The 20,153-nt window shown below is 28.7% G+C and carries 18 protein-coding genes; 4 read left to right on the top strand and 14 right to left on the bottom strand.

Annotation, left to right across the window (positions count from 1 at the left end; translation table 11 throughout):
- Positions 1-32: 32 nt before the first annotated feature.
- From ACI48Q_RS02815 to ACI48Q_RS02805, 3 genes are all read right to left on the bottom strand, one after another.
- Positions 33-782, bottom strand: a complete 750-nt coding sequence (locus ACI48Q_RS02815) for a hypothetical protein (RefSeq protein ID WP_474917522.1) — start codon at positions 780-782, stop codon at positions 33-35.
- Positions 783-792: 10 nt separating this feature from the next.
- Complete coding sequence (locus ACI48Q_RS02810; protein ID WP_474917521.1) at positions 793-1,815, bottom strand: hypothetical protein; 1,023 nt, start codon at positions 1,813-1,815, stop codon at positions 793-795.
- Between the two features lie 299 nt (positions 1,816-2,114).
- A complete protein-coding gene (locus tag ACI48Q_RS02805) occupies positions 2,115-3,107 on the bottom strand; it encodes a DUF5673 domain-containing protein (RefSeq protein WP_474917520.1) in 993 nt (330 codons plus the stop codon).
- Between the two features lie 837 nt (positions 3,108-3,944).
- On the opposite strand from ACI48Q_RS02805, the gene pduL reads away from it, so the two are divergent.
- A complete protein-coding gene (pduL, locus tag ACI48Q_RS02800; RefSeq protein WP_474917519.1) occupies positions 3,945-4,520 on the top strand; it encodes a phosphate propanoyltransferase in 576 nt (191 codons plus the stop codon).
- Positions 4,521-4,705: 185 nt separating this feature from the next.
- Here pduL and rsgA read toward each other — a convergent pair whose 3' ends face one another.
- The 6 genes from rsgA to ACI48Q_RS02770 form a co-directional block, all read right to left on the bottom strand.
- Positions 4,706-5,794 (bottom strand): ribosome small subunit-dependent GTPase A, encoded by a 1,089-nt coding sequence (gene rsgA / locus ACI48Q_RS02795; RefSeq protein ID WP_474917518.1) that lies wholly within the window; start codon positions 5,792-5,794, stop codon positions 4,706-4,708.
- 286 nt (positions 5,795-6,080) lie between these two features.
- Positions 6,081-8,009, bottom strand: a complete 1,929-nt coding sequence (locus ACI48Q_RS02790) for a [Fe-Fe] hydrogenase large subunit C-terminal domain-containing protein (protein WP_474917517.1) — start codon at positions 8,007-8,009, stop codon at positions 6,081-6,083.
- 177 nt (positions 8,010-8,186) lie between these two features.
- Positions 8,187-8,921, bottom strand: coding sequence for a DUF4097 family beta strand repeat-containing protein (locus tag ACI48Q_RS02785; protein WP_474917516.1), 735 nt, complete (start codon positions 8,919-8,921; stop codon positions 8,187-8,189).
- Between the two features lie 90 nt (positions 8,922-9,011).
- Positions 9,012-9,683, bottom strand: a complete 672-nt coding sequence (locus ACI48Q_RS02780) for a hypothetical protein (protein WP_474917515.1) — start codon at positions 9,681-9,683, stop codon at positions 9,012-9,014.
- Positions 9,684-9,693: 10 nt separating this feature from the next.
- Positions 9,694-10,389, bottom strand: a complete 696-nt coding sequence (locus ACI48Q_RS02775; RefSeq protein ID WP_474918326.1) for an ABC transporter ATP-binding protein — start codon at positions 10,387-10,389, stop codon at positions 9,694-9,696.
- Between the two features lie 5 nt (positions 10,390-10,394).
- Positions 10,395-10,760, bottom strand: a complete 366-nt coding sequence (locus ACI48Q_RS02770; protein WP_474917514.1) for a GntR family transcriptional regulator — start codon at positions 10,758-10,760, stop codon at positions 10,395-10,397.
- A 367-nt stretch (positions 10,761-11,127) separates the two neighbouring features.
- Between ACI48Q_RS02770 and ACI48Q_RS02765 the strand changes: the two genes are divergently transcribed.
- Positions 11,128-12,786, top strand: coding sequence for a Na/Pi cotransporter family protein (locus ACI48Q_RS02765; protein ID WP_474917513.1), 1,659 nt, complete (start codon positions 11,128-11,130; stop codon positions 12,784-12,786).
- A gap of 109 nt (positions 12,787-12,895) precedes the next feature.
- Here ACI48Q_RS02765 and ACI48Q_RS02760 read toward each other — a convergent pair whose 3' ends face one another.
- From ACI48Q_RS02760 to ACI48Q_RS02745, 4 genes are all read right to left on the bottom strand, one after another.
- Positions 12,896-13,027 (bottom strand): hypothetical protein, encoded by a 132-nt coding sequence (locus tag ACI48Q_RS02760; RefSeq protein ID WP_474917512.1) that lies wholly within the window; start codon positions 13,025-13,027, stop codon positions 12,896-12,898.
- A 54-nt stretch (positions 13,028-13,081) separates the two neighbouring features.
- Positions 13,082-13,219, bottom strand: a complete 138-nt coding sequence (locus ACI48Q_RS02755; RefSeq protein ID WP_474917511.1) for a hypothetical protein — start codon at positions 13,217-13,219, stop codon at positions 13,082-13,084.
- A gap of 386 nt (positions 13,220-13,605) precedes the next feature.
- Complete coding sequence (locus tag ACI48Q_RS02750; RefSeq protein ID WP_474917510.1) at positions 13,606-14,646, bottom strand: MerR family transcriptional regulator; 1,041 nt, start codon at positions 14,644-14,646, stop codon at positions 13,606-13,608.
- A gap of 99 nt (positions 14,647-14,745) precedes the next feature.
- Positions 14,746-15,999 (bottom strand): transcriptional regulator, encoded by a 1,254-nt coding sequence (locus tag ACI48Q_RS02745; protein ID WP_474917509.1) that lies wholly within the window; start codon positions 15,997-15,999, stop codon positions 14,746-14,748.
- Positions 16,000-16,195: 196 nt separating this feature from the next.
- On the opposite strand from ACI48Q_RS02745, the gene ACI48Q_RS02740 reads away from it, so the two are divergent.
- Both ACI48Q_RS02740 and hcp read left to right on the top strand, forming a co-directional pair.
- Entirely contained in the window at positions 16,196-17,437 is a 1,242-nt protein-coding gene (locus ACI48Q_RS02740; protein ID WP_474917508.1) for an MFS transporter, read from the top strand.
- Between the two features lie 205 nt (positions 17,438-17,642).
- Positions 17,643-19,280: a hydroxylamine reductase gene (hcp, locus tag ACI48Q_RS02735; protein WP_474917507.1), complete on the top strand. Its 1,638-nt coding sequence runs from the start codon at positions 17,643-17,645 to the stop codon at positions 19,278-19,280.
- 134 nt (positions 19,281-19,414) lie between these two features.
- On the opposite strand, the gene ACI48Q_RS02730 is transcribed toward hcp, so the two are convergent.
- On the bottom strand, positions 19,415-19,987 hold the full coding sequence (locus tag ACI48Q_RS02730; protein ID WP_474917506.1) for a non-canonical purine NTP pyrophosphatase: 573 nt from the start codon (positions 19,985-19,987) through the stop codon (positions 19,415-19,417).
- Positions 19,988-20,153 lie beyond the last annotated feature (166 nt).

Raw genomic sequence — 20,153 nt, 5'->3', positions numbered from 1 at the left:
TAATGACCCTATATCCTAATGTCTTCACAAAATTAATTTGGCTCGCCACTTTCAATCCAATAATACTCTGTTTCCTTTCCTTGAGTTACATACAAAGTATTTGAGTCCTTGTATACTTCAAAATCAATTTTATTATTAGATCTATCAGTAAACCTAAATCGCATCTTATCCTGCTCATATCGACTACTAACTAGTGAGAAGGGAATTTTCCTAACCTGCATTTTTTTCACTTCTTCAATAGCTTTCTCGATATCCTGTTTACTATCTAAGGCTTTGCTGTCCCTTATATTATCTTGTCTTGAAATATTAGCATACATATATTTTTCACTGTTTAGAATATCTTCTAAAAAAGCTTCTATATCTTTAGGCTGAAATCTCACATAAGAGGTTAATAGAAATCCTATAATTAATACTCCAAATACAATTTTACTTAATAGAATCCTATGATTTATATTTTCCAACATTTCATCTGGCACATATAATTCATTGCCTAATTTAGAATTCATAAATTCTTCTATTTCCTGGGCTTGACTTTCCCAAACATAAAGGTTTTTCTCACTTTCCTTATGCTTTAATTTATCATAATATTCTACAACTATGGTATCCTTATTGTCTTCATGCCATCGCCAAGTTTTAATATTCATCCATAGTATAAGCTTGCCATCTATAAAGAGCCCTTCATTACTTATAAAATTAAAGTTATAAGCTTTCATTGCTACTATTAAATATCCTATTGCCTGTACAACACTTCCCATAGTGTCATAATCCATTTTTTCTCCCAAAACATACCTCTTACTCCTTATTATTAGAGTCAATACTTTTTCCAAACTCATTTAGAAACTCTAAATCTAGTGGTGCATTTGTAATAGAATATGTTTTTCTATTATAATAATTATGCCTTATTTCCACTATAGGTTTTGACCTGTGTATATAAATTTCTAATTTGTCACCACTTAATTCATATAATGCTATTGTATACATATCATCAAAGTCATAATTCATTGTTTCTCTTGAAAAATTTCTTGCTAATTGAATTTCACTAAGGTAGTTTACTAACTCTTGAATTTTATCTTTTTTAATAGTCATGGCCCATGTCCTACCATCATAAATTGGATTTGGCTCTTTAGTATCATATAATATAGTTAAGGTAGATATTTTTCTGTTTTTAAATTCCTTACCTACCATATCTGGCATGCTTTTCGGCTGCATAAATTTATAACTACCAAAAGCCATGGTTAGAATTAACGCTAACAAAATCATACTTACCTTAAGCTTTACTTTTTTATCTATATATATTTCCGTAGATATATGTTCTAAGGTTTTATTATCAATGCTCTCTTTTAAGATATCTACTAATTTCATTCTAAAATTATCATTTACTCTAAATCTTAGCTGTTCTACAGACTCTCTATTTTCATCCCTAAAATATTCTATTTTTATTTTATTATAACTGTTATCTTCATAATCCCATTTTTTAATTCTATTCCAACCTATTATTTTGCCTCTTATAAATAGTCCCTGTGGTAAAATAAAGTTATACTCATACCTAAACATACTCAATGAAATAAATACAATTGTATTAATAAACATAGTAAGATTTACAGTTGACTTATTTCCATATAAAAATAACAGCATATACATGAAAGCTATAATAAGCATAACTATACTATGTATATTTGATACTTCAATTCGCTGTTTATCTTTAAATCCATACCCTAATATAAGCTTATAAATATGCTTAGCTATGCTATAGAGTAATATTAATAAAGAAATTGTTAATATTATTTGCATAAATATATCCACTGAAATCCCCATATCTTACTCCTTACATAATTATCAATAAATTTATATATATGGTTTAATACATAAGTTCTCCCAATTATTACACCTTAAATTATAACCTATATATAGAATATTTGTAATAATATTCTTGAAGTTCGTTAATTATTAGAATAACTTCCTTAATTTAAACCATAATAAAAGACTCAAGTATTACTTGAGTCCTAAAATTTATATGTTAAATTAGTTTTTATTTTTATCTATATTAGTTGTAATAATCATACTTCATATTAATTCAAAGCGGTACAGATAGGCTTTCCTTTTAAGAAATATCGTTAATGTGATAGCTTAATTTGTTTTGGATTATGCAATAAAAATTTCCTAGTTATATTTACACCTTCAACCCAATAATGTTCTACCTTATCACCTTGGGTTATTCGTAAAGTTCTTAAATCTTGATATGCCCTTATAGTTGTTACATTATTAGCCTCATCTACAAAATATAATTCTAAAATATCTTTGTTAAATCTATTAGAATCAACTTCAAAATCTAATTTTCTTATTTTTAGTGTGCTCAGATTGATCATAAGCTGTTTTTGAACTTCTTCTATTCTTATATCTTCCTCTTGTAACCTGCCATTCTTATACTTTTTCTCTATCAAATTAATTGATACATATTTATCCTTATTTAAAATATCCCCTAGGAAGGTTTCTATATTTTTAGGAGTTATCTTCATATATACATTTACCACTACACCTATAATTAATAGTGCACATATGCTCCAAATTATTATACTATTAGTATTTGTTTTATTTCCCTTTATATAATCCACTTTAGCACTATTTTTTGAATTCAATAACTCTTCTATTTCTTTTGCTTGTCCTTTTTTAATTTCAAAAGCTAGATTTTTTATAATACCATTATCTCCATTAGAATATCCTATAATTACTGTATCTTTACTGTCTGTTTTCCACTTCCATACTTTTATATTTTCCCATAATATTATATTCCCATTTATAAACAATCCCTTGTCAACAATAAAGTTATATCTATATGATATTAATGCCAATGCTAATGTCATTATTGTTGGTGAAATATCATTCATATATGTATATCTAATCTCTAGATTCGAAACTCCAATACCTATCTGTATGACCGTTAATACAATGAATAATATAAAGAGCTCTGATGTAGCTTTCAACTTTTTTCTTCTATCATATTTTTTTAATCTTATAACTTTATCTGTGAAAATCCTAATTGACAATATAAGTAAAATAGTAGTAGCCGGAAAAATGACGATGTCCATAATATATTCCTGAAAAAACATAAAATCCCCCATTAAACTCCCTTAAAATATGTAATTTTTATATAGGCATATCCATATCATATACAATCCTAATTATAACTCACATCTTACACATATGGAATATATTTAATTTTTTCTATATATTAAAGTTGCAATAATATTTCTACACTGAATAAATTAACTTGAATTGGACTTCATAATAAAACAAAGATTACACAAAAGAAACTTTTATAATTCAAATTGTTTATTAGAGTAAATCTATTTATCTATGGTATAATCATAATATCTATATATTAAAATATAAAATTCTACTTTAAATAATTGTTGGTTTTGAGATTGCATAATGATATATAGTTCATTATCAAAAATATATTAAAACAGCTACAAATATACAGATATATATTATAGGAGGAAGCAATGAAAGAGAAATTATTAAGTGTCTTTTCTGTAATCTCAGCTCTATTTGCCATGATATGCTGAAGTGGTGGAGCTATACTCATATCCCTAGGTCTAGGGACAGCGGGCTTAACATATTTTTCAGGTCTATCAAAATATAAACCTATCTTTGTTATAATTACAGCTATTACACTATATTTTGCCTATATTACCATCGATAAAAAGAATTCCTCTAAAAGGAATAAAGTTATCTTTTGGATATGTGCATTACTCTGTAGCTTAATACTTTATTCACCTCTATTTTTATAATATCGCTTATATTTACAATTAAGAAGTTACCTTAAAAGTATTTTAGATTAAATATTCTAAAATATAATCCCCTATTTAAATTGGTATTTTTCTCATAATTTATATATAATGTATATTGCAATATAAATTAATTATATAAGGGGGATTTTAAACATGACAAAAAAAATGATACCAGTTGGATTATCAAATAAACATCTACATTTAAGTCAAGCAGACTTAGAGGTTTTGTTTGGACAAGGCTTTGAATTAACAAAAATGAAGGACTTATCTCAACCTGGTCAATTTGCTGCAAATGAAAAGGTTGATATTGTTGGACCCAAAGGAACACTTAAGGGAATAAGAGTATTAGGACCTGTAAGAAAAGAAACTCAAATTGAGATTTCTTTAACTGATAGTTTTGTATTAGGGGTAATTCCACCTGTAAGAGACTCAGGTGACTTAATAGATAGTCCAGGAGCAAAAATTGTTGGTCCAAAAGGCGAAGTTAAGCTTAATAAAGGAGTTATTGCTGCTGGAAGACATATACATATGCATACTTCTGATGCTGAAACCTTTAGTGTCACTGATAAAGAAGTAGTTAGCGTAAAAATTGAAGGTAAAAGAGGATTAGTATTCGATAATGTTTTAGTTAGAGTTAATCCAGAATATGCACTAGAAATGCATGTTGATATAGATGAAGGAAATGCAGCTGGTCTTAAAAATGGCTCAATGGTGGAAGTTTTAAAATAAATTAAAACTCTCTTTTAATATATTGTTGATTTTAGAACTACAATATTACTACTCTCAAGCCGTTTCAAAAGATTGATTTACTAAGGCTCTATTCAAGTAAAAAAGCTAAAATACAGCAACTAGATTCTCTCAAATAGGTTGTATTTCTTAATGCTTTTTTCTTTCATAGAGCCTAACTTAAAGTTTTAATATTTACTTTTCTTGAATTTTTCTCTTATTTCTTTATTCCTACTCACCATTTGCTTTCTATAGCTTGATGCAGCCGCCTTATTAAGCTTTCTTTCCATATATTCTGCTTCCTTTTTTAGCTTGAAGTAATTAATTAGTCTTTTTTCATCTAGAACTCCATCTTCAATGGCTATTCTTATGGCACAACCTGGTTCACTAGTATGAGTGCAATCTGCAAACTTACATTGCTGAGATAATTCTAGGATATCCTTAAAAGAGTTATCTACACCATCCACATCATCAAGTAACTGTAATTCTCTCATTCCAGGAGTATCAATAACTACTCCTCCCTTAGGCATAGTTATTAATTCTCTATGAGTAGTGGTATGCTTACCTCTGTCATCGGAGCTTCTTATTCCTCCTGTTTCCTGCTTATCATACCCTAATAATCTATTAATTAAGGTTGATTTACCAACTCCTGAAGAACCTACAAACGCTACTGTATCCTCGCTGTTAATAGAATCTGATACCTCTTCTATTCCTTCACCAGTTAATGAACTTATATAAAACACTGCTATACCCAGTGCTATATTCTCAACCTCACTTACTTTTTCATGTAAATCCTCACATAAATCAGCTTTAGTTAAAATCACCACTGGAATAGCACCACTGTCCCAACATATGGTGATATATCTTTCAAGCTTTCTTAAATTATAATCATTATTAAGTGCCATGGTTATAAATATTTTACTTACGTTAGCACATATTATCTGTTCATCAGACCTGCCTCCAGCTACCTTCCTTGAAAGCTTGCTTCTACGAGATAAAACTTCATGTATAACTCCTTCACCCTTTGCATCACTATCTCTATCTAATATTACCCAATCACCTACTGCTGGATAGTCCTCTTTGCTAACGCTATCATAAATAAACCTTCCTGATACTCTAGCATTTACCTCGTTATATTCTGTGGCAACTCTATAGATGCCTTTTTGTTCTACTGTTACTCTCCCTAAAAACTTTCCTTCTTTATATTTGTTTGAAAATTCTTCCTGAAAAGCCTTAGTTAATCCTAATTCATATAAATGTTCAAAACTATTTGTCATTAAAATATCCTCCTAAAAATACGCATAAAAATAAAAACCTTGGTTAGTATAACTACTCCAAGGCTTTAAAGCACATCTTTATAAGGCATCTAAAAATATATAGTACTCTTTCTACTATATTTTATAAACTTCCCAGGAGTAGTCAATATGAAAATTTAATGCTAATAAACTATCAAATATATTCTTCATATAACATCACTCCTTTCAAAATTTCTTATTTAATATAATATTATTATATTACTAATTTTAACCATTGTCTACATATTTATTTCTTAAATTTTAATTTTTACTTTGTTAAGCTTAGAGCTGAAGCTGTTATTTCTTCACTTGCTGCAGCTATCTCTTCCATTGAACCCGCTACATTATCAATGGCTTCATTAACTATTAAAATTTTTCTTTCTAGTACTTGAGAAATATTAATCACGCCTTTTAATATCTCTAACATTTCTTTTTGATCCATAGATGTCAGTACGGATACTTGTTTGGAATATTCAGATAATTTTTTTACCTCATTGGCTACTACACTAAAGCCTCTGCCCTCTTCTCCTGCTCTAGCAGCTTCAATAGATGCGTTAAGTGATAATAAATTAGTCTGGTTAGCGACTTTTACAATTTCTTCTGTGGAGTTACTAAATCTATCCATCTTATCCTTCATAAGCTTTATACTTTCATTTAAATCCTTCGATGTATCCATTACATCTATAGCCTCATTATTAATCTTTTCTATATTTTCTGCATTCAAGGCGTTCTGCCCAGTAACCAGCTCTATAGCATTGATTATCTCTGTTACTCCTTTACTTAACATCTCAGCCTTTGCAATTCTCTCTTCACTTAACTTATTATATTCGTCTAGTAGTTTGACCTGGTCTTCTTTTTCTTTTATTATCTGCTGTTCATTTAAAACTTCTTTTTTATTGTAGTCAATACAATTTGAGTATATATTAAGTCCATTATGTATAGCTTTAACCATGGATTCACAATAGTTATATCCACAAGCTGAACAGTTAATTTTTCTTTGAGAATCTGTAACCTTATTCAAATGATTAAAAATCTCATTATATTCTTCTTCACTTGGCTCTTTTATATATGAACTAACTTCTTTGTTATCATATTTTCGTATGAAATCTTCCAGTTTAAGATTTTTATCAAAGTAATTAAATAGCCACTTTTCCTTATTTTTAGGAATTTTACCTTTCTTCTCTTTTCTTTTTGCTGATTTCATAGAATTAAAATTTAAATCACAATCATCTGAAAAAGAATCATCGTTGCAATCATTAAATTTAGTTGCTGTCCCAAAATTACAACCATAGGCACAGTTAAGTACATCAACTAAGAGCGGTGCCTCCTTGTTCTTATCAATATTTTTACAGTAACTATCTAAATATTTATAGGCATGATGTTGTCCTTCAATTTGCCTAATCCAAGCATCAGGCAATGTAAATTCTACATTTTCTCTTAATCCACCTGGCCTACTAAATAAAAATCCTAGCCCACCATCAACATTATCAAAATCTTGTTCCCCACAGCTATTTATGTCTATTCCTTTTTTCTCTATGTATTCTTCTAATTTTTTAAATGTAATATTATATTTAACATATCCATTTGTGTTTCTATCATGAATCTCATCTGATTTCGCTATACATGGAGATAAAAAGGCTATGTCATCAATTACACCTTTATATTTCTTCATATAAATCGCAGTACACATCAATGGACTGGTTATAGGAGATAGCTGTTTAATTAATTCTGATTTATATTTTTCAATATAATTTACAATAGCAGAACATGGTTGTGCAATCATAGATTTTAATGAGTTTTCCTCTATAACTTTTAAATATGCCCATACTGTGATATCTGCTCCATAAGAAACATCATAAATTAAATTTACTCCTAAACCCTTTAAAAATCCAAACAAATTTTTATAATTTCTAAAATTAGCTCTAACGGCAGGTGCTACAGCTATTGATATATTCTTACCACTTTTTAAATCCTTAATAAATTCCTCTGTATCATCATAAAAATCTCTAGCATTATGATCACATACCTTAATGCACTCTCCGCAATGTATGCACTTATCTCCATTAATCTTAATTTTATTACCCTTATCTGTACTATAAGCTATATTTACCTCAAATATAGGGCAATTACTTATGCATTTATTGCAGCCTAAACAGTTCTCTTCCTTCAAATAAATTAAATCCTCATAGTTATACATATACCTTCCCCTTTTACGTAAAATTACATTATATTGTGTCATTATGTAAAATAATACATTATATGCATATAAATCACAACACAATCTATTTAACATTTCTACATTTAAATCAAATAACACCCCCAAGATAATTCCATTAAATGGTATCACCCCAGGGGTCGTTACATTTTTTGTAATTTATTCGATTGTTATATCCCCAATTCCGCTAGTTATTTTAAACAAATATTTATCTTCTCCAGAGGTTTTTGCCATAATTCTGCAACTTCCTAAGCCAGAGGAAGTTTTAAATCTTACTGGCGAATTTTCAGGTATAATAATGTCTCCGTCTCCTACTCCACCTTCATAAATTAAGTCACCTTTTACCTCTTTTATTTTTAGATCTATGTCTCCAACTCCTTGTGATATTCTCATATCTTCAAAAGTTATTTCTTTAATATCTATATTTCCTAATCCACCTTGGAATATAGCTTTTTTAACATTTAAATCCTTAATCTCAGAATCTCCTATTCCACAAGTATATTTAAAATCTCCCATAAAATCTTTCGGTATTCCTATTGTTATTTTCCTATTGCTAGAATTTAAATTATTGAATCCATTCACATTCTTTGTGCTATTCTCTTCTTTAATACTTAAAGTGCTTCCACTTTTATCAATTTCTATTGGTCTAGATACCTCGTTTCTTCCTTCACTAACTATAGTAAAGTCCTGTCCATCTATAGCTGAAATTCTCACCTCTCCTATATTTATAGAAATATCCAAATCTTTTATACCATCACTGTCTATAGATTTATTAATATCTAGATTGGAGTTTTTGCTACTATTAGGATTTCTAAAACCTATATCTACATTACAAGCCGTAAGTGAAACTGCCATTATCACAGCTCCCACAAAGGCTACAATTTTTTTTCTCATAAAACACACCTCTTTATATAATAATACTTTCAATTATATTTAACTTCTAATTTTTATAACTATCTTTCCATCCATAACAATTACTATAATTTATACTATATCTAACTTTGTATCTAATAATTTCTTTGCAAACATAACTAATGTTAAAATTACTCCACCATATATTAAGACTTCAAACAAATTTATTTCTACAAAGAAGCCAAAACGTAGGTACATATAAGGTAGTACTCTAAATAATCTGCTTGTTAAAAAGCTTAATATAATTCCTCCAAAATTTATAGATAATATGATTGAAACTATTACTAATGCTACACTATTAAAATAAGATCCATATATAATTATTAATGAAATTATAATTATATATGCTATTAAAAGAGACAATGCTAAAGAAATAGAAATAAATATTATCTCTGGAATCTTACCACCATTTATAATTACCCCTAGTGTATTAATAATAATTACTACTAATTGAACAATTCCTAACTCTAATATCTTAGCTATTATAAATTCACTGCCTTTAATCGGTGTTAAAAATAGTAGTCTTCCATAATCCTTTGACACTTGACATGAAAACACTATAATATGAGCTATAAAATTTCCAACAATAATTATTGAAAGCATTGCTATAGTATCAAAACCCATAGTAAATCTTATAATAAAGCTTCCTCCAATAAAGCTCAATACTAAAAGTATAGCTTCAATGATATATAAATTTCTTAGTCCTCTAATACTGTACTTTATGACATTCCCTATATTTCTCATAAATTTCCACCTACTCTGCAAATATTTTTCTATAAATTCCATCTATTGAAGTTCCATACTTTTCTCTTAAATTTTCTGCATCCCCGTATTCAATGATGGAACCATCTCCTAAAAATAGAACCTCAGTAAAAATCCTTTCCAGCTCTCCAACATAGTGTGTTGTTATAATCATTGAAGATTCTGAATCTAAGTTATTTATTATAGCTTCTATAATCTTCTCTCTAGTCACTGGATCTACTCCTGAAATAGGTTCATCTAATATATATAACTTAACTTTTCTGCTTAGTGCAATACTTAAAGCTAATTTCTCTAACATTCCTTTAGATAGTGTATTTACTTTCATATCTTCATCTAACTTCATAAACTTTAAAAATTCATTCATCTTATCTTTATTAAAATCTGGAAAAAAGTCATTATAAAAACTTATACTATCTTTTATCTTCATCCATTTATAAATAACATTCTTCTCCTGAAGAAAAGATATTATTTTTTTAGTTTCATACCCAACATGAATTCCCTCTATCTTAACACTCCCTAAAGTAGGCTTTAATAAACCTGCAATAATGTTCAAAAGAGTAGTTTTTCCCTGACCATTTGGCCCTAATATTCCAAGAACCTTTCCCTCTTCCAAATTAAAGGCTATTCCCTTTAAAATTTCCTTATTCCCAAATTTTTTAACTAAGTTATCAACCTCCAGCACTCTCATCACGTCTATACCTCCTCGTACATCTCATTAATCATCTCAAATATCTCATCCTTAGTGAGACCTAATCCCTTAGTGTTTTTAATAAAATCTTTTAATATTTCTCTAGATGTATCTTTCCTCAAATTTTTTATAGTTCCTTCATTCTCTGTAACAAATTTTCCTATTCCTCTTTGAGTCATAATTAATCCATCATCCTCCAGCTCTCCATATACTCTTTGGATTGTATTGGGATTTACTTTTAATTGAGTTGCATACTCTCTTACTGATTGCAATTTATCTCCCCCTTTTAACTCTCCTGATACTATTCGCATTTGAATATATTTTTTTATCTGTATATATATAGGTTCTTTGGAGTTAAATTCAAAATCCATTAATTTATCACCTCATTATCATCAGTATCACTGTACTATTTAAATAATACACCCATACACTAAAAATATCACTATTCATATTTTAAAATTTAGCAATGTTATTTGAATTTATCCTCCTATTGCTCTCATTATATCGAAATTGCTTACATTTTTATATTTTCATCATAAGATACAATTACAATAAAATATTTCCATATATAAATCACCTCTGAATTCATTATATTTTATATATTTCATTTATATTATGCTATGTTAAACACATGTTAAATTTTTGTTAAAAACTAAATAAGATCAATTAATTTGTATATAATATAATTGATAAATTGTTAATAAATCTTAAATTTTTTTAATAATCGGGGGATTATCTATGAAGGAACTTGTTTTTGGATTAATTGGAGGTACAGCTCTTCTTATGTATGGTGTAGATAAGATGGGCGAAGGACTAGAAAAAGCCTCTGGAGAAATGATGAGAAAAATTCTTTCTGTTTTAACTGGTAATGTATTCAGTGCCTTTTTGGTAGGAACTTTTTTAACTGCATTAGTTCAGAGCAGTACGGCTATAACAGTATTAACAGTTGGCTTCGTAAATGCAGGATTAATGAAGCTTCCTCAAGCTATTGGAATTATTTATGGTGCAAATATTGGTACTACTATTACTGCACAACTTATGGCTTTTAGCTTTAAATTTAAACTTACAGATATAGCTCTTCCTGTACTTGGTATAGGCTTTGCTATCAGTTATTTTAGTAAACATAAAACTATTAAAAATATAGGAGAAGCCTTAATGGGCTTTGGTATGATGTTTTTAGGCCTTAAAATTCTTAATAGTGGAATCCCATTTATGAGTAATAGTGAAACTCTTAAATACTTTTTTGAAAACTATGCATCAAATCCACTTATCGGAATATTGCTTGGAGCTAGTGTTACTGCATTAATTCATAGCAGTAGTGCTACTGTAGGGTTAGTTATGGTATTAGGCCAAGCTGGCCTCATAGATTTAACCACAGCTGTAGCTATAATGCTTGGTGATAACATAGGTACTTGTGTAACAGCTCAACTAGCTAGCTTAACTGGTAATATTCATGCTCGAAGAACAGCATGGGCACATACTTTATATAACTTATTTGGAGTATTATTATGCTTTGTATTCCTAAAGTATTTTGTAGGTATTGTAGAGATGGTTACTGCTTACTTACAGCCTGCTGTAGCTGGAGATATAGGCGTTCGAATTGCCAACTCTCATACAGTATTTAATGTAATGAGTGCAGCCATTTTCTTACCACTAAATAAATACTTTGTTAAATTCTTAGAAACTGTAATTAGAGGTAAAGATGTCGTGCATCAAGGTGCTATGTATTTAGATAGATTATTATTAAATACACCTGTTGCAGCCTTTAAAGCTTCACTCTCAGAGATAAATCATGGCTTTGAAATCACAAAGGATATGGTTAAGAGTGCTATGATATCCATATATAAAAATGATGAAAAGCCTTTAGAATCAGTTAAACAAAATGAAGAATTAGTAAACTCATTACAAAAGGATATAACTATGTATATAGTAGATATTTCTAAACAACCACTTACTCACTCAGAATCCATTATGGTTCCCGCAATGATTAGCAGTATAAATAATGTAGAAAGAATTGGCGACCATATAATGGATATCCTAGAACTTATAACTGGTTCACTAAAATCAGATATATCTTTTACTGATGATGCTATTAAGGAATTAAAGCAATTAGAACAGCTTATACTTAAAATGTTTGATAATACTATGCAAGGCTTAAATAGCTATGATTTAAACTTAGCTAAGCATACTGAAGAGTTAGAAGAAGAGGTTGATACATTGATAGAACAACTGCAAGCTAATCATCTTCATAGACTTCATGCAGGTAAATGCAATATAGAATCTGGAGTTGTTTTCTTAGATATTATAAACCATCTTGAGCGTGTAGCAGATCATATTTATAAAATCTCAACTCTATCTACTGATGAACTTAAAACAGTAATGAGCCCTGCTTTTTAAATCAAATAACTAAAAAACTCAGTTGAGGTAGAAACATCTCAACTGAGCTTTTCTATTTAAAGCATCTTTTAAATAGAACTAGTCAGTCTACTCGTCTATTTTTATAGATCTACATTTTTAAAGTATTGATATTATCAAGCCATAAATTCATATTCCGCTCTTTATTTTTTATATATCCCCATATATCGTAATAATTCTTATCTCCACTTTTATTTATAAATTTAGTTATCATATTTTTCATATTTCTTCTCTCCTTATTTTTATTTTTGATTGAATCCTTTCTAACAAAACCTAATTATTGCTTAAAAGTATTAATGTTATTAATCCATAAGCTTATATTTTGTTCTGTAGTTTTCTTACTAATCTCTAAATCAACGTAACTTTCTTCATTGCTTTTGCTCATATTTATTAATTTGCTTATTATATTCCTCATTATCTCACCTCCTCTCAGAATTTATTGTATATTAAAATAAAAAAAGTCATAGATATTCCTTGGCTAAAAAGCTCAAAGATATTCCATGACTTCCTATTTCTATAATATACAAAATATAAAAAGTCACAGAGTCTAAACAACCCTGTGACTTAAAATATCAAAATAAGTATTTTAAACTCTTCCACTAAGGCCGCTTTCAATATTATTAAATTTAGTACTATTTATATTTCTTAGATTTTTCATTTATAAACGACCTCCTTTTAATTATTTTTAATAGTTAATTTTTCCAACAAACTTATCTTAGCATTTTTTAACATATATGTCAACACATTTTTCTATTTAATTACATTATTGTTCTTAATAACAATATTTTATATATTTCCTTTTCAACTTTCTATGGTAACTACATAGTTAAATCTATCTATTTTTTTGTATTCTAACTCCATCCTATATTTTTTAAATTCTTCTTTTAATATCTCTATATTAGAATAATATTCATCTTCTACTTCTGCTTTTTCATTCTTAGTTAGAGTTTCCATTATAGATTTCTTATCTTCTTCATTTAAGAACATCATATCTCCAATTACTATTTTTCCATTTTCCTTTAAAACCCTCATCATTTCTTTAATAGCTATTATTTTTTCCTCTTCCTTCAAATGATGAAAGGCATAGGTAGAAACAATTACATCAAACATATCATTATCAAAGGGTAGTTTTAAAAATTCTCCTATTCTTACTTTTAATTTAGGATTTTTTTCTTTAGCTACTCTGAGCATTTCTCTAGATTGATCCACACCTATAATTTTATCTCCTTCATAAAAGAATCTATTGGCTAAGTTTCCTGTTCCAACTCCTATTTCTAATATATGAGCCTCCTTTGAAATATTCTCTTTCGCCAAATTATGAACTGTATTTAATATATACTCATAATTTTTATAAATTTTGATACTTCCACCTACACCTTTTACCGAAATATCATAGGTATCTGCCCAACTATTAAAATCCCATCTATCTTTCCATTGGCTTTTCATTGATATCTGCTTATTATTAGCTTTGATCAAGCTCAATACCTCTTCCATATAATCATCTGAAGCATTTTCATAGATCCTATCCATAATATTTTCTAAAGTATTTCTAATATCCGCAGCTCTATGAATTTCATCATTTATAACCTGCCATTGCTTATGGATATTATCCAGCAATGTTTCTTTACTATCCTTATTTAGAATTTCCACGATATGTTTAAGAGATAATCCTAAATCTCTATATAAAAGTATTGCTTGAAGTCGTATTATGTCTTCATTGGTAAAAGTTCTATACTCATTTTCTTCATTTCTCTTAGGTGAAATTAGCCCCTTCTTCTCATAAAACCTGATTTTATTAGTAGTAATATTAAAAATTTCAGCTACTTCATTAATAGTATACATATGTCTTCCCCATCTCCTTAATTAATTTCTACCTTTAGTTTAAACTTTCATCTTGGGCTAAGGTCAATAGAAATAAAAAAATAATCTTAACTTTCCTATTTAACTGTTATTCTTTAATAGTCCTTTATACAGCTTATTAGCCTCTTTATATCTCCTTTTACTTTCTAAGTATTCTATCAGTTTAAGTTTTATCTGATTTCCAATGGCTATATAATTAATATTATCGTAATAAGGCAATATCTTCTGTGTTACTTCGTAATAAAATCTTTCTTCTTTAAAGTAAAATATAGAAACATAATTAAAGTACAGTAAATTATAATATTTAGAATCCTTATTTTCATTTGTTAAATATTTTTTAAAAATTACTTTAGCCTCCTCCAATTTCCCTAGGGGAACACAAGCTTCAACATAATTTGATGCCGGCAGTAATGGATCACCTCCCACACTCAGTGCCTTTTCAGACCATAATATGCTCTCTTCATAATTTTTTTTACATAGATATAAATCAGATAAATTTATATATACTGATTGTAAAATTTTATCAACTTTAAAATAATTTGCTCCATTTAAAGCTGCTTTGTAATGAATTTCCGAACGCTCATAGATTTTTAAATTACAATAACAAATTCCCATATAGTTATGGCACCACACGGCATTAATATATCTTCCATTATTCTCATAATTTCTTAGAGCTACTTCAAAATAATAAATTGCTTTAAGAGGAGATGCATTAAAGCAAAAAGCAAAACCTAGAAGATAATTAATCCACGGTGTATCCTTTAATTTTTGAGCCTTTTCTAATCTCATTATTCCTTTCTCATAATCTAAGTGTTTATATATACATCTTCCCGTAGTAATTAAATAAATATATTTCAAATCTTCATCTAAACAATCATATATTCTATCTAATACTTTTATATCTTCCTTTAAATCCTCATAAGCCACACCTTCAACAAAGAATACATAGGTTAATTTATATATCTCAAATTCCATACTATATAACGAAGTTTTCAAGAAGCTCTCTCTTTTTTTTAGTTCATTATAAATATCTGTTGCACCCTTAAAATTCAAGGCTTCAATCTCGTTTATCATATTATAAAATTGCAGTCTTATAATTCCTAAATCCTTAAGTTCCTCTAAATTTTTTATATCTAATTTCTTTAGCAATGCTTCAATTATGTCTTCTCTCAATCTCTTTTTTCCATTTTCAAAATAACATAGATGGCTAGTCGAACATATTCCATAAGATAGCCCCTCTTGACTTATTTTGTTTTTTGTTCTTTTATATCTTATTAAGGAAGATATAAAATCATATTCTATTTCTCTTCCAAAGATTACACAAAAGCCTTTCATCTAAATCATCCTCTTCAACTCTTCTTTTATTTAGAATTTTAACATATAAATTGACCATAAATAGTCAATTTATATGTATATTATCCATATTATATCTAATATTAACACATTATTTTTCAATGTAAAACATTTGAAGATATGGATATAATGGCTTAAAATTTATATGTACATTATTTTTACTTAGGAGGATGAGTTCATGATAAATAAATTTCTAAACCCTTATAAAAAGCTACCTATTCCGGTATACATATTATTTTTCGCTTCTATCATAAATAATATGGGAAATTTCGTAGCTCCCTTTTTAACTATGTTTCTAACTTATAAGGTAGGAATTAGTGTTGCTACAGTTGGAATTGTAGTTGCTATTAATAGTGTGTTCGGATTACTGGGCTCATTAATTGGTGGAAAATTAATTGATAAAATAGGTAGAAAGGTAATTTTTACTTCATTTAGAACTATATCAGCTATATCCATTGGAATTTGTGCATTTATAAAAAGTCCTATCTTAATCACTATCCTAATTACAGTTTCTAGTTTTGTCAGTGGAATCTCTCTGCCTGTTTATAGCACTATAATTACAGATTTAACCTCTGGTGATGAGCGAAAAACTGCCTTTTCTCTCGAATATATGGCCATAAATATTGGTTTTGCAGTAGGACCTCTTCTAGCTGCATTTCTATATACAAATTATTTACCCTTACTATTTTTAGGTGATGCTGTTACAACTTTAATTTCAGTGATTTTAGTAGGATTTCTAGTTCCAGAAACCCTTCACGTTACTAAGAATATTAATTCTAAAAGTAAAAAATCCTTGGAGGAAGGTGAAAATGGAAGTCTTTTAACTGCATTATTAAAAAGACCTACATTAATTGTATTCTCACTTATTATAGTTATATATTTTATAGTTTTCTCACAATTTAATTTTGGGCTTTCTCTACAAATTGGAGATTTATTTGTGGATAGTTCTCCTACTATATTCGCAAGTCTTATGACTGTAAACGCTGTTATGTGTAGTGTTTTACCTATGTTTTTAAATTCTATAATCAAGAATATAAAACCTTCTCTCTGCATATCTATAGGTGGTCTACTATATGCCTTAGGGTTTGGAATGATGTTCTCAATAAATCACTATTTTTTATTCATTATTTCAACCATAATTTGGACTTTAGGAGAAATACTAGTTTCAACTAATACTAGTGTGTATATAGCTAGTCATACCCCCATATCTCATAGAGGTAGATTTAACTCTATTTTTCCTATCATAAGAAAACTAGGGTTTATCATAGGACCTATGATTGCTGGAGGCTATATAAAATACTTTGATATTAGAGCTCTTTGGATTTTTATTGCATTTCTAGCTTTAATAGGCTCTGTGTCAATGTATAAACTATATAGAATAGATGAAAAAACTTCTTCTAATGAATTCGTTACTAACTAAAAGATTTATTTTATTATATAAGTTGTAATTAAGTTTCTACATTATAAATTAATTGATATGAATTATCTTTATTACAACTTATATATTTATAAAAATAATTACTTTTTCGTAACATCGGTTACCTACTTAAATTTTCTAACACTATATAATTAAGCCATGGACAAGATGATGAAAATTTTAGTTAAAATATAAGGAGGACTATTTAATGGAAAATAAAATGTTTTGTTACCAATGCCAAGAAACTGCTGGATGTTCAGGCTGTACTGTGAGAGGGGTTTGTGGTAAGACTTCAGACCTAGCAAGAATGCAAGATTTATTAATATATGTGACTAAAGGATTAAGTGAAATAACTACAAGACTTAGAGCTGAAGGAACTACAATATCTGGTGAAGTAAATAATATGATTACATTAAACCTCTTCACTACTATAACAAATGCTAACTTTGATGACGAAATCTTCTATGCTAGAGTTATGAGAACTTTAGAAGTTAAAAATGAACTATTATCTAAGTTAGCTAATAAAGATGGTTTGTCTAGCTGCGCATTATGGACTGGTTCTACAAAAGAAGAACTTGATGCAAAATCAACAACTGTTGGAGTATTAGCTACTGAGAATGAAGATATAAGGAGCTTAAGAGAACTTATTATCTACGGTGTAAAGGGTATGTCAGCTTACTTAAAACATGCCAATGAACTTGGTTATGATGATGAAGAAGTTAATGCCTTTATGCAAAAAGCTCTTGCTAAAACTCTAGATAACTCCGCTTCTATAGATGAATTAATTGCTTTAACTTTAGAAACTGGTAAATTTGGTGTAAATGGTATGGCACTACTTGATAAAGCTAATACTGAAACTTACGGAAACCCTGAAATTACTAAAGTATCTATAGGCGTTAGAAATAATCCTGGAATACTAATTTCTGGTCATGATTTAAAAGACCTAGAGGTATTATTAAAGCAAACTGAAGGAACTGGAATCGATGTTTATACTCACTCTGAAATGCTTCCAGCTCACTACTACCCTGCATTTAAGAAATACTCTCACTTTGCAGGTAACTATGGAAATGCTTGGTGGAAACAAAAAGAAGAGTTTGAAAGCTTTAATGGACCAATCTTAATGACAACTAACTGTATTGTTCCTCCAAAGGATTCTTATAAAGATAGAATGTATACTACTGGAGCTGCTGGATATGTTGGCTGTACACATATAGAAGGCCATGGTGAGGAAAAAGATTTCTCAGCAATTATTGAACAAGCTAAAAAATGTGCATCTCCAACAGAAATTGAAAATGGAGAAATAGTTGGTGGATTTGCCCACAATCAAGTATTAGCACTTGCTGATAAAGTAGTTGACGCTGTAAAATCTGGAGCTATTAAAAAATTCTTCGTAATGGCAGGCTGTGATGGAAGAGCTAAATCTAGAGAATACTACACAGAGTTTGCTGAAAAACTTTCAAAGGATACAGTTATTTTAACTGCTGGATGTGCTAAATATAGATATAACAAATTAAACCTTGGAGACATCGGTGGAATTCCAAGAGTATTAGATGCTGGACAATGTAACGATTCTTACTCTCTAGCTCTTATAGCACTAAAACTTAAAGAGGTATTTGAACTTGAAGATATTAATGACCTACCAATCGCCTTCAACATTGCTTGGTATGAGCAAAAGGCAGTTATAGTATTACTATCATTATTATACCTTGGAGTAAAAAATATCCACTTAGGACCAACTCTACCAGCCTTCTTATCTCCAAATGTAGCTAAAGTATTAGTAGATAATTTCGGAATTGGTGGAATAACTAATGTAGATTCTGACATAGAAATGTTTATGAATATGTAATTTAACTTTATAATGTAAATTAATAAAAACATCCTTATTGGCTTTCACCTAATAAGGATGTTTTAAAGTGCTTTGAAGATGTCACAGTTACAACAATGGTTTGAAGTTTTTTATAATATAATTCAGTAGCAGTTTTATATATGTAAATTTTCATACCAACCTTCGAATTTTTTCATACAACTATCTTCTTTAATAAGATCATATTGTAAAAAATCTTCCTGACTAAATTCAGCTAAGGTCTTAGTAAATTTTTCTGGAATAAATATATACCATAGGTCTGACCACTTTTCATCGTTATCTACGCCTTTTATAACTTCTGAAATTATTCCTATGGATTTACTTTCAAAAAATTTCATAGTGCATCCATCATAATAAGCTAAACAAGTTTTAAATTCACAATGTCTATTTTTCACACCTTCCATAAGTTTAAGTACTCCTTTTATACCTATGGTGTCTAGCATAGGATTAACATAAGCTCTAGGAAACCCGTTCAATTCACTTATAAAGAATCCACTATCTAAGGCTATACACGGCGTTTTCACAATTTTATAAGCCTGTAAAACTTTTTGTCTCGCTATCTCTTGTATATCATCACTTCTTGGTTCTATTAATTCGGCATTATAAGCTAAAACCTTTATATTTTTTAATTCCCTCTGAGCTGATGCAATCTTTCCTTTATTACTTGTTACAAAAATAATCTCTTTCATATATATAAATCCACCTTTTCCTTTGTTATATGAAATTTTCTATATTAAAATCATATATTAATTTCTTTGTTTGTATGAAAATCAATATATTACCAGTTTATCTTATACAATGATACTATAAAATCTGTCCTTCTATTAATAAAGTTATTAATAAAACTATAAGTTT

The sequence above is a fragment of the Clostridium sp. LXY-7 genome (assembly GCF_056172015.1).
This window is presented reverse-complemented; position numbering and strand designations above follow the sequence as displayed.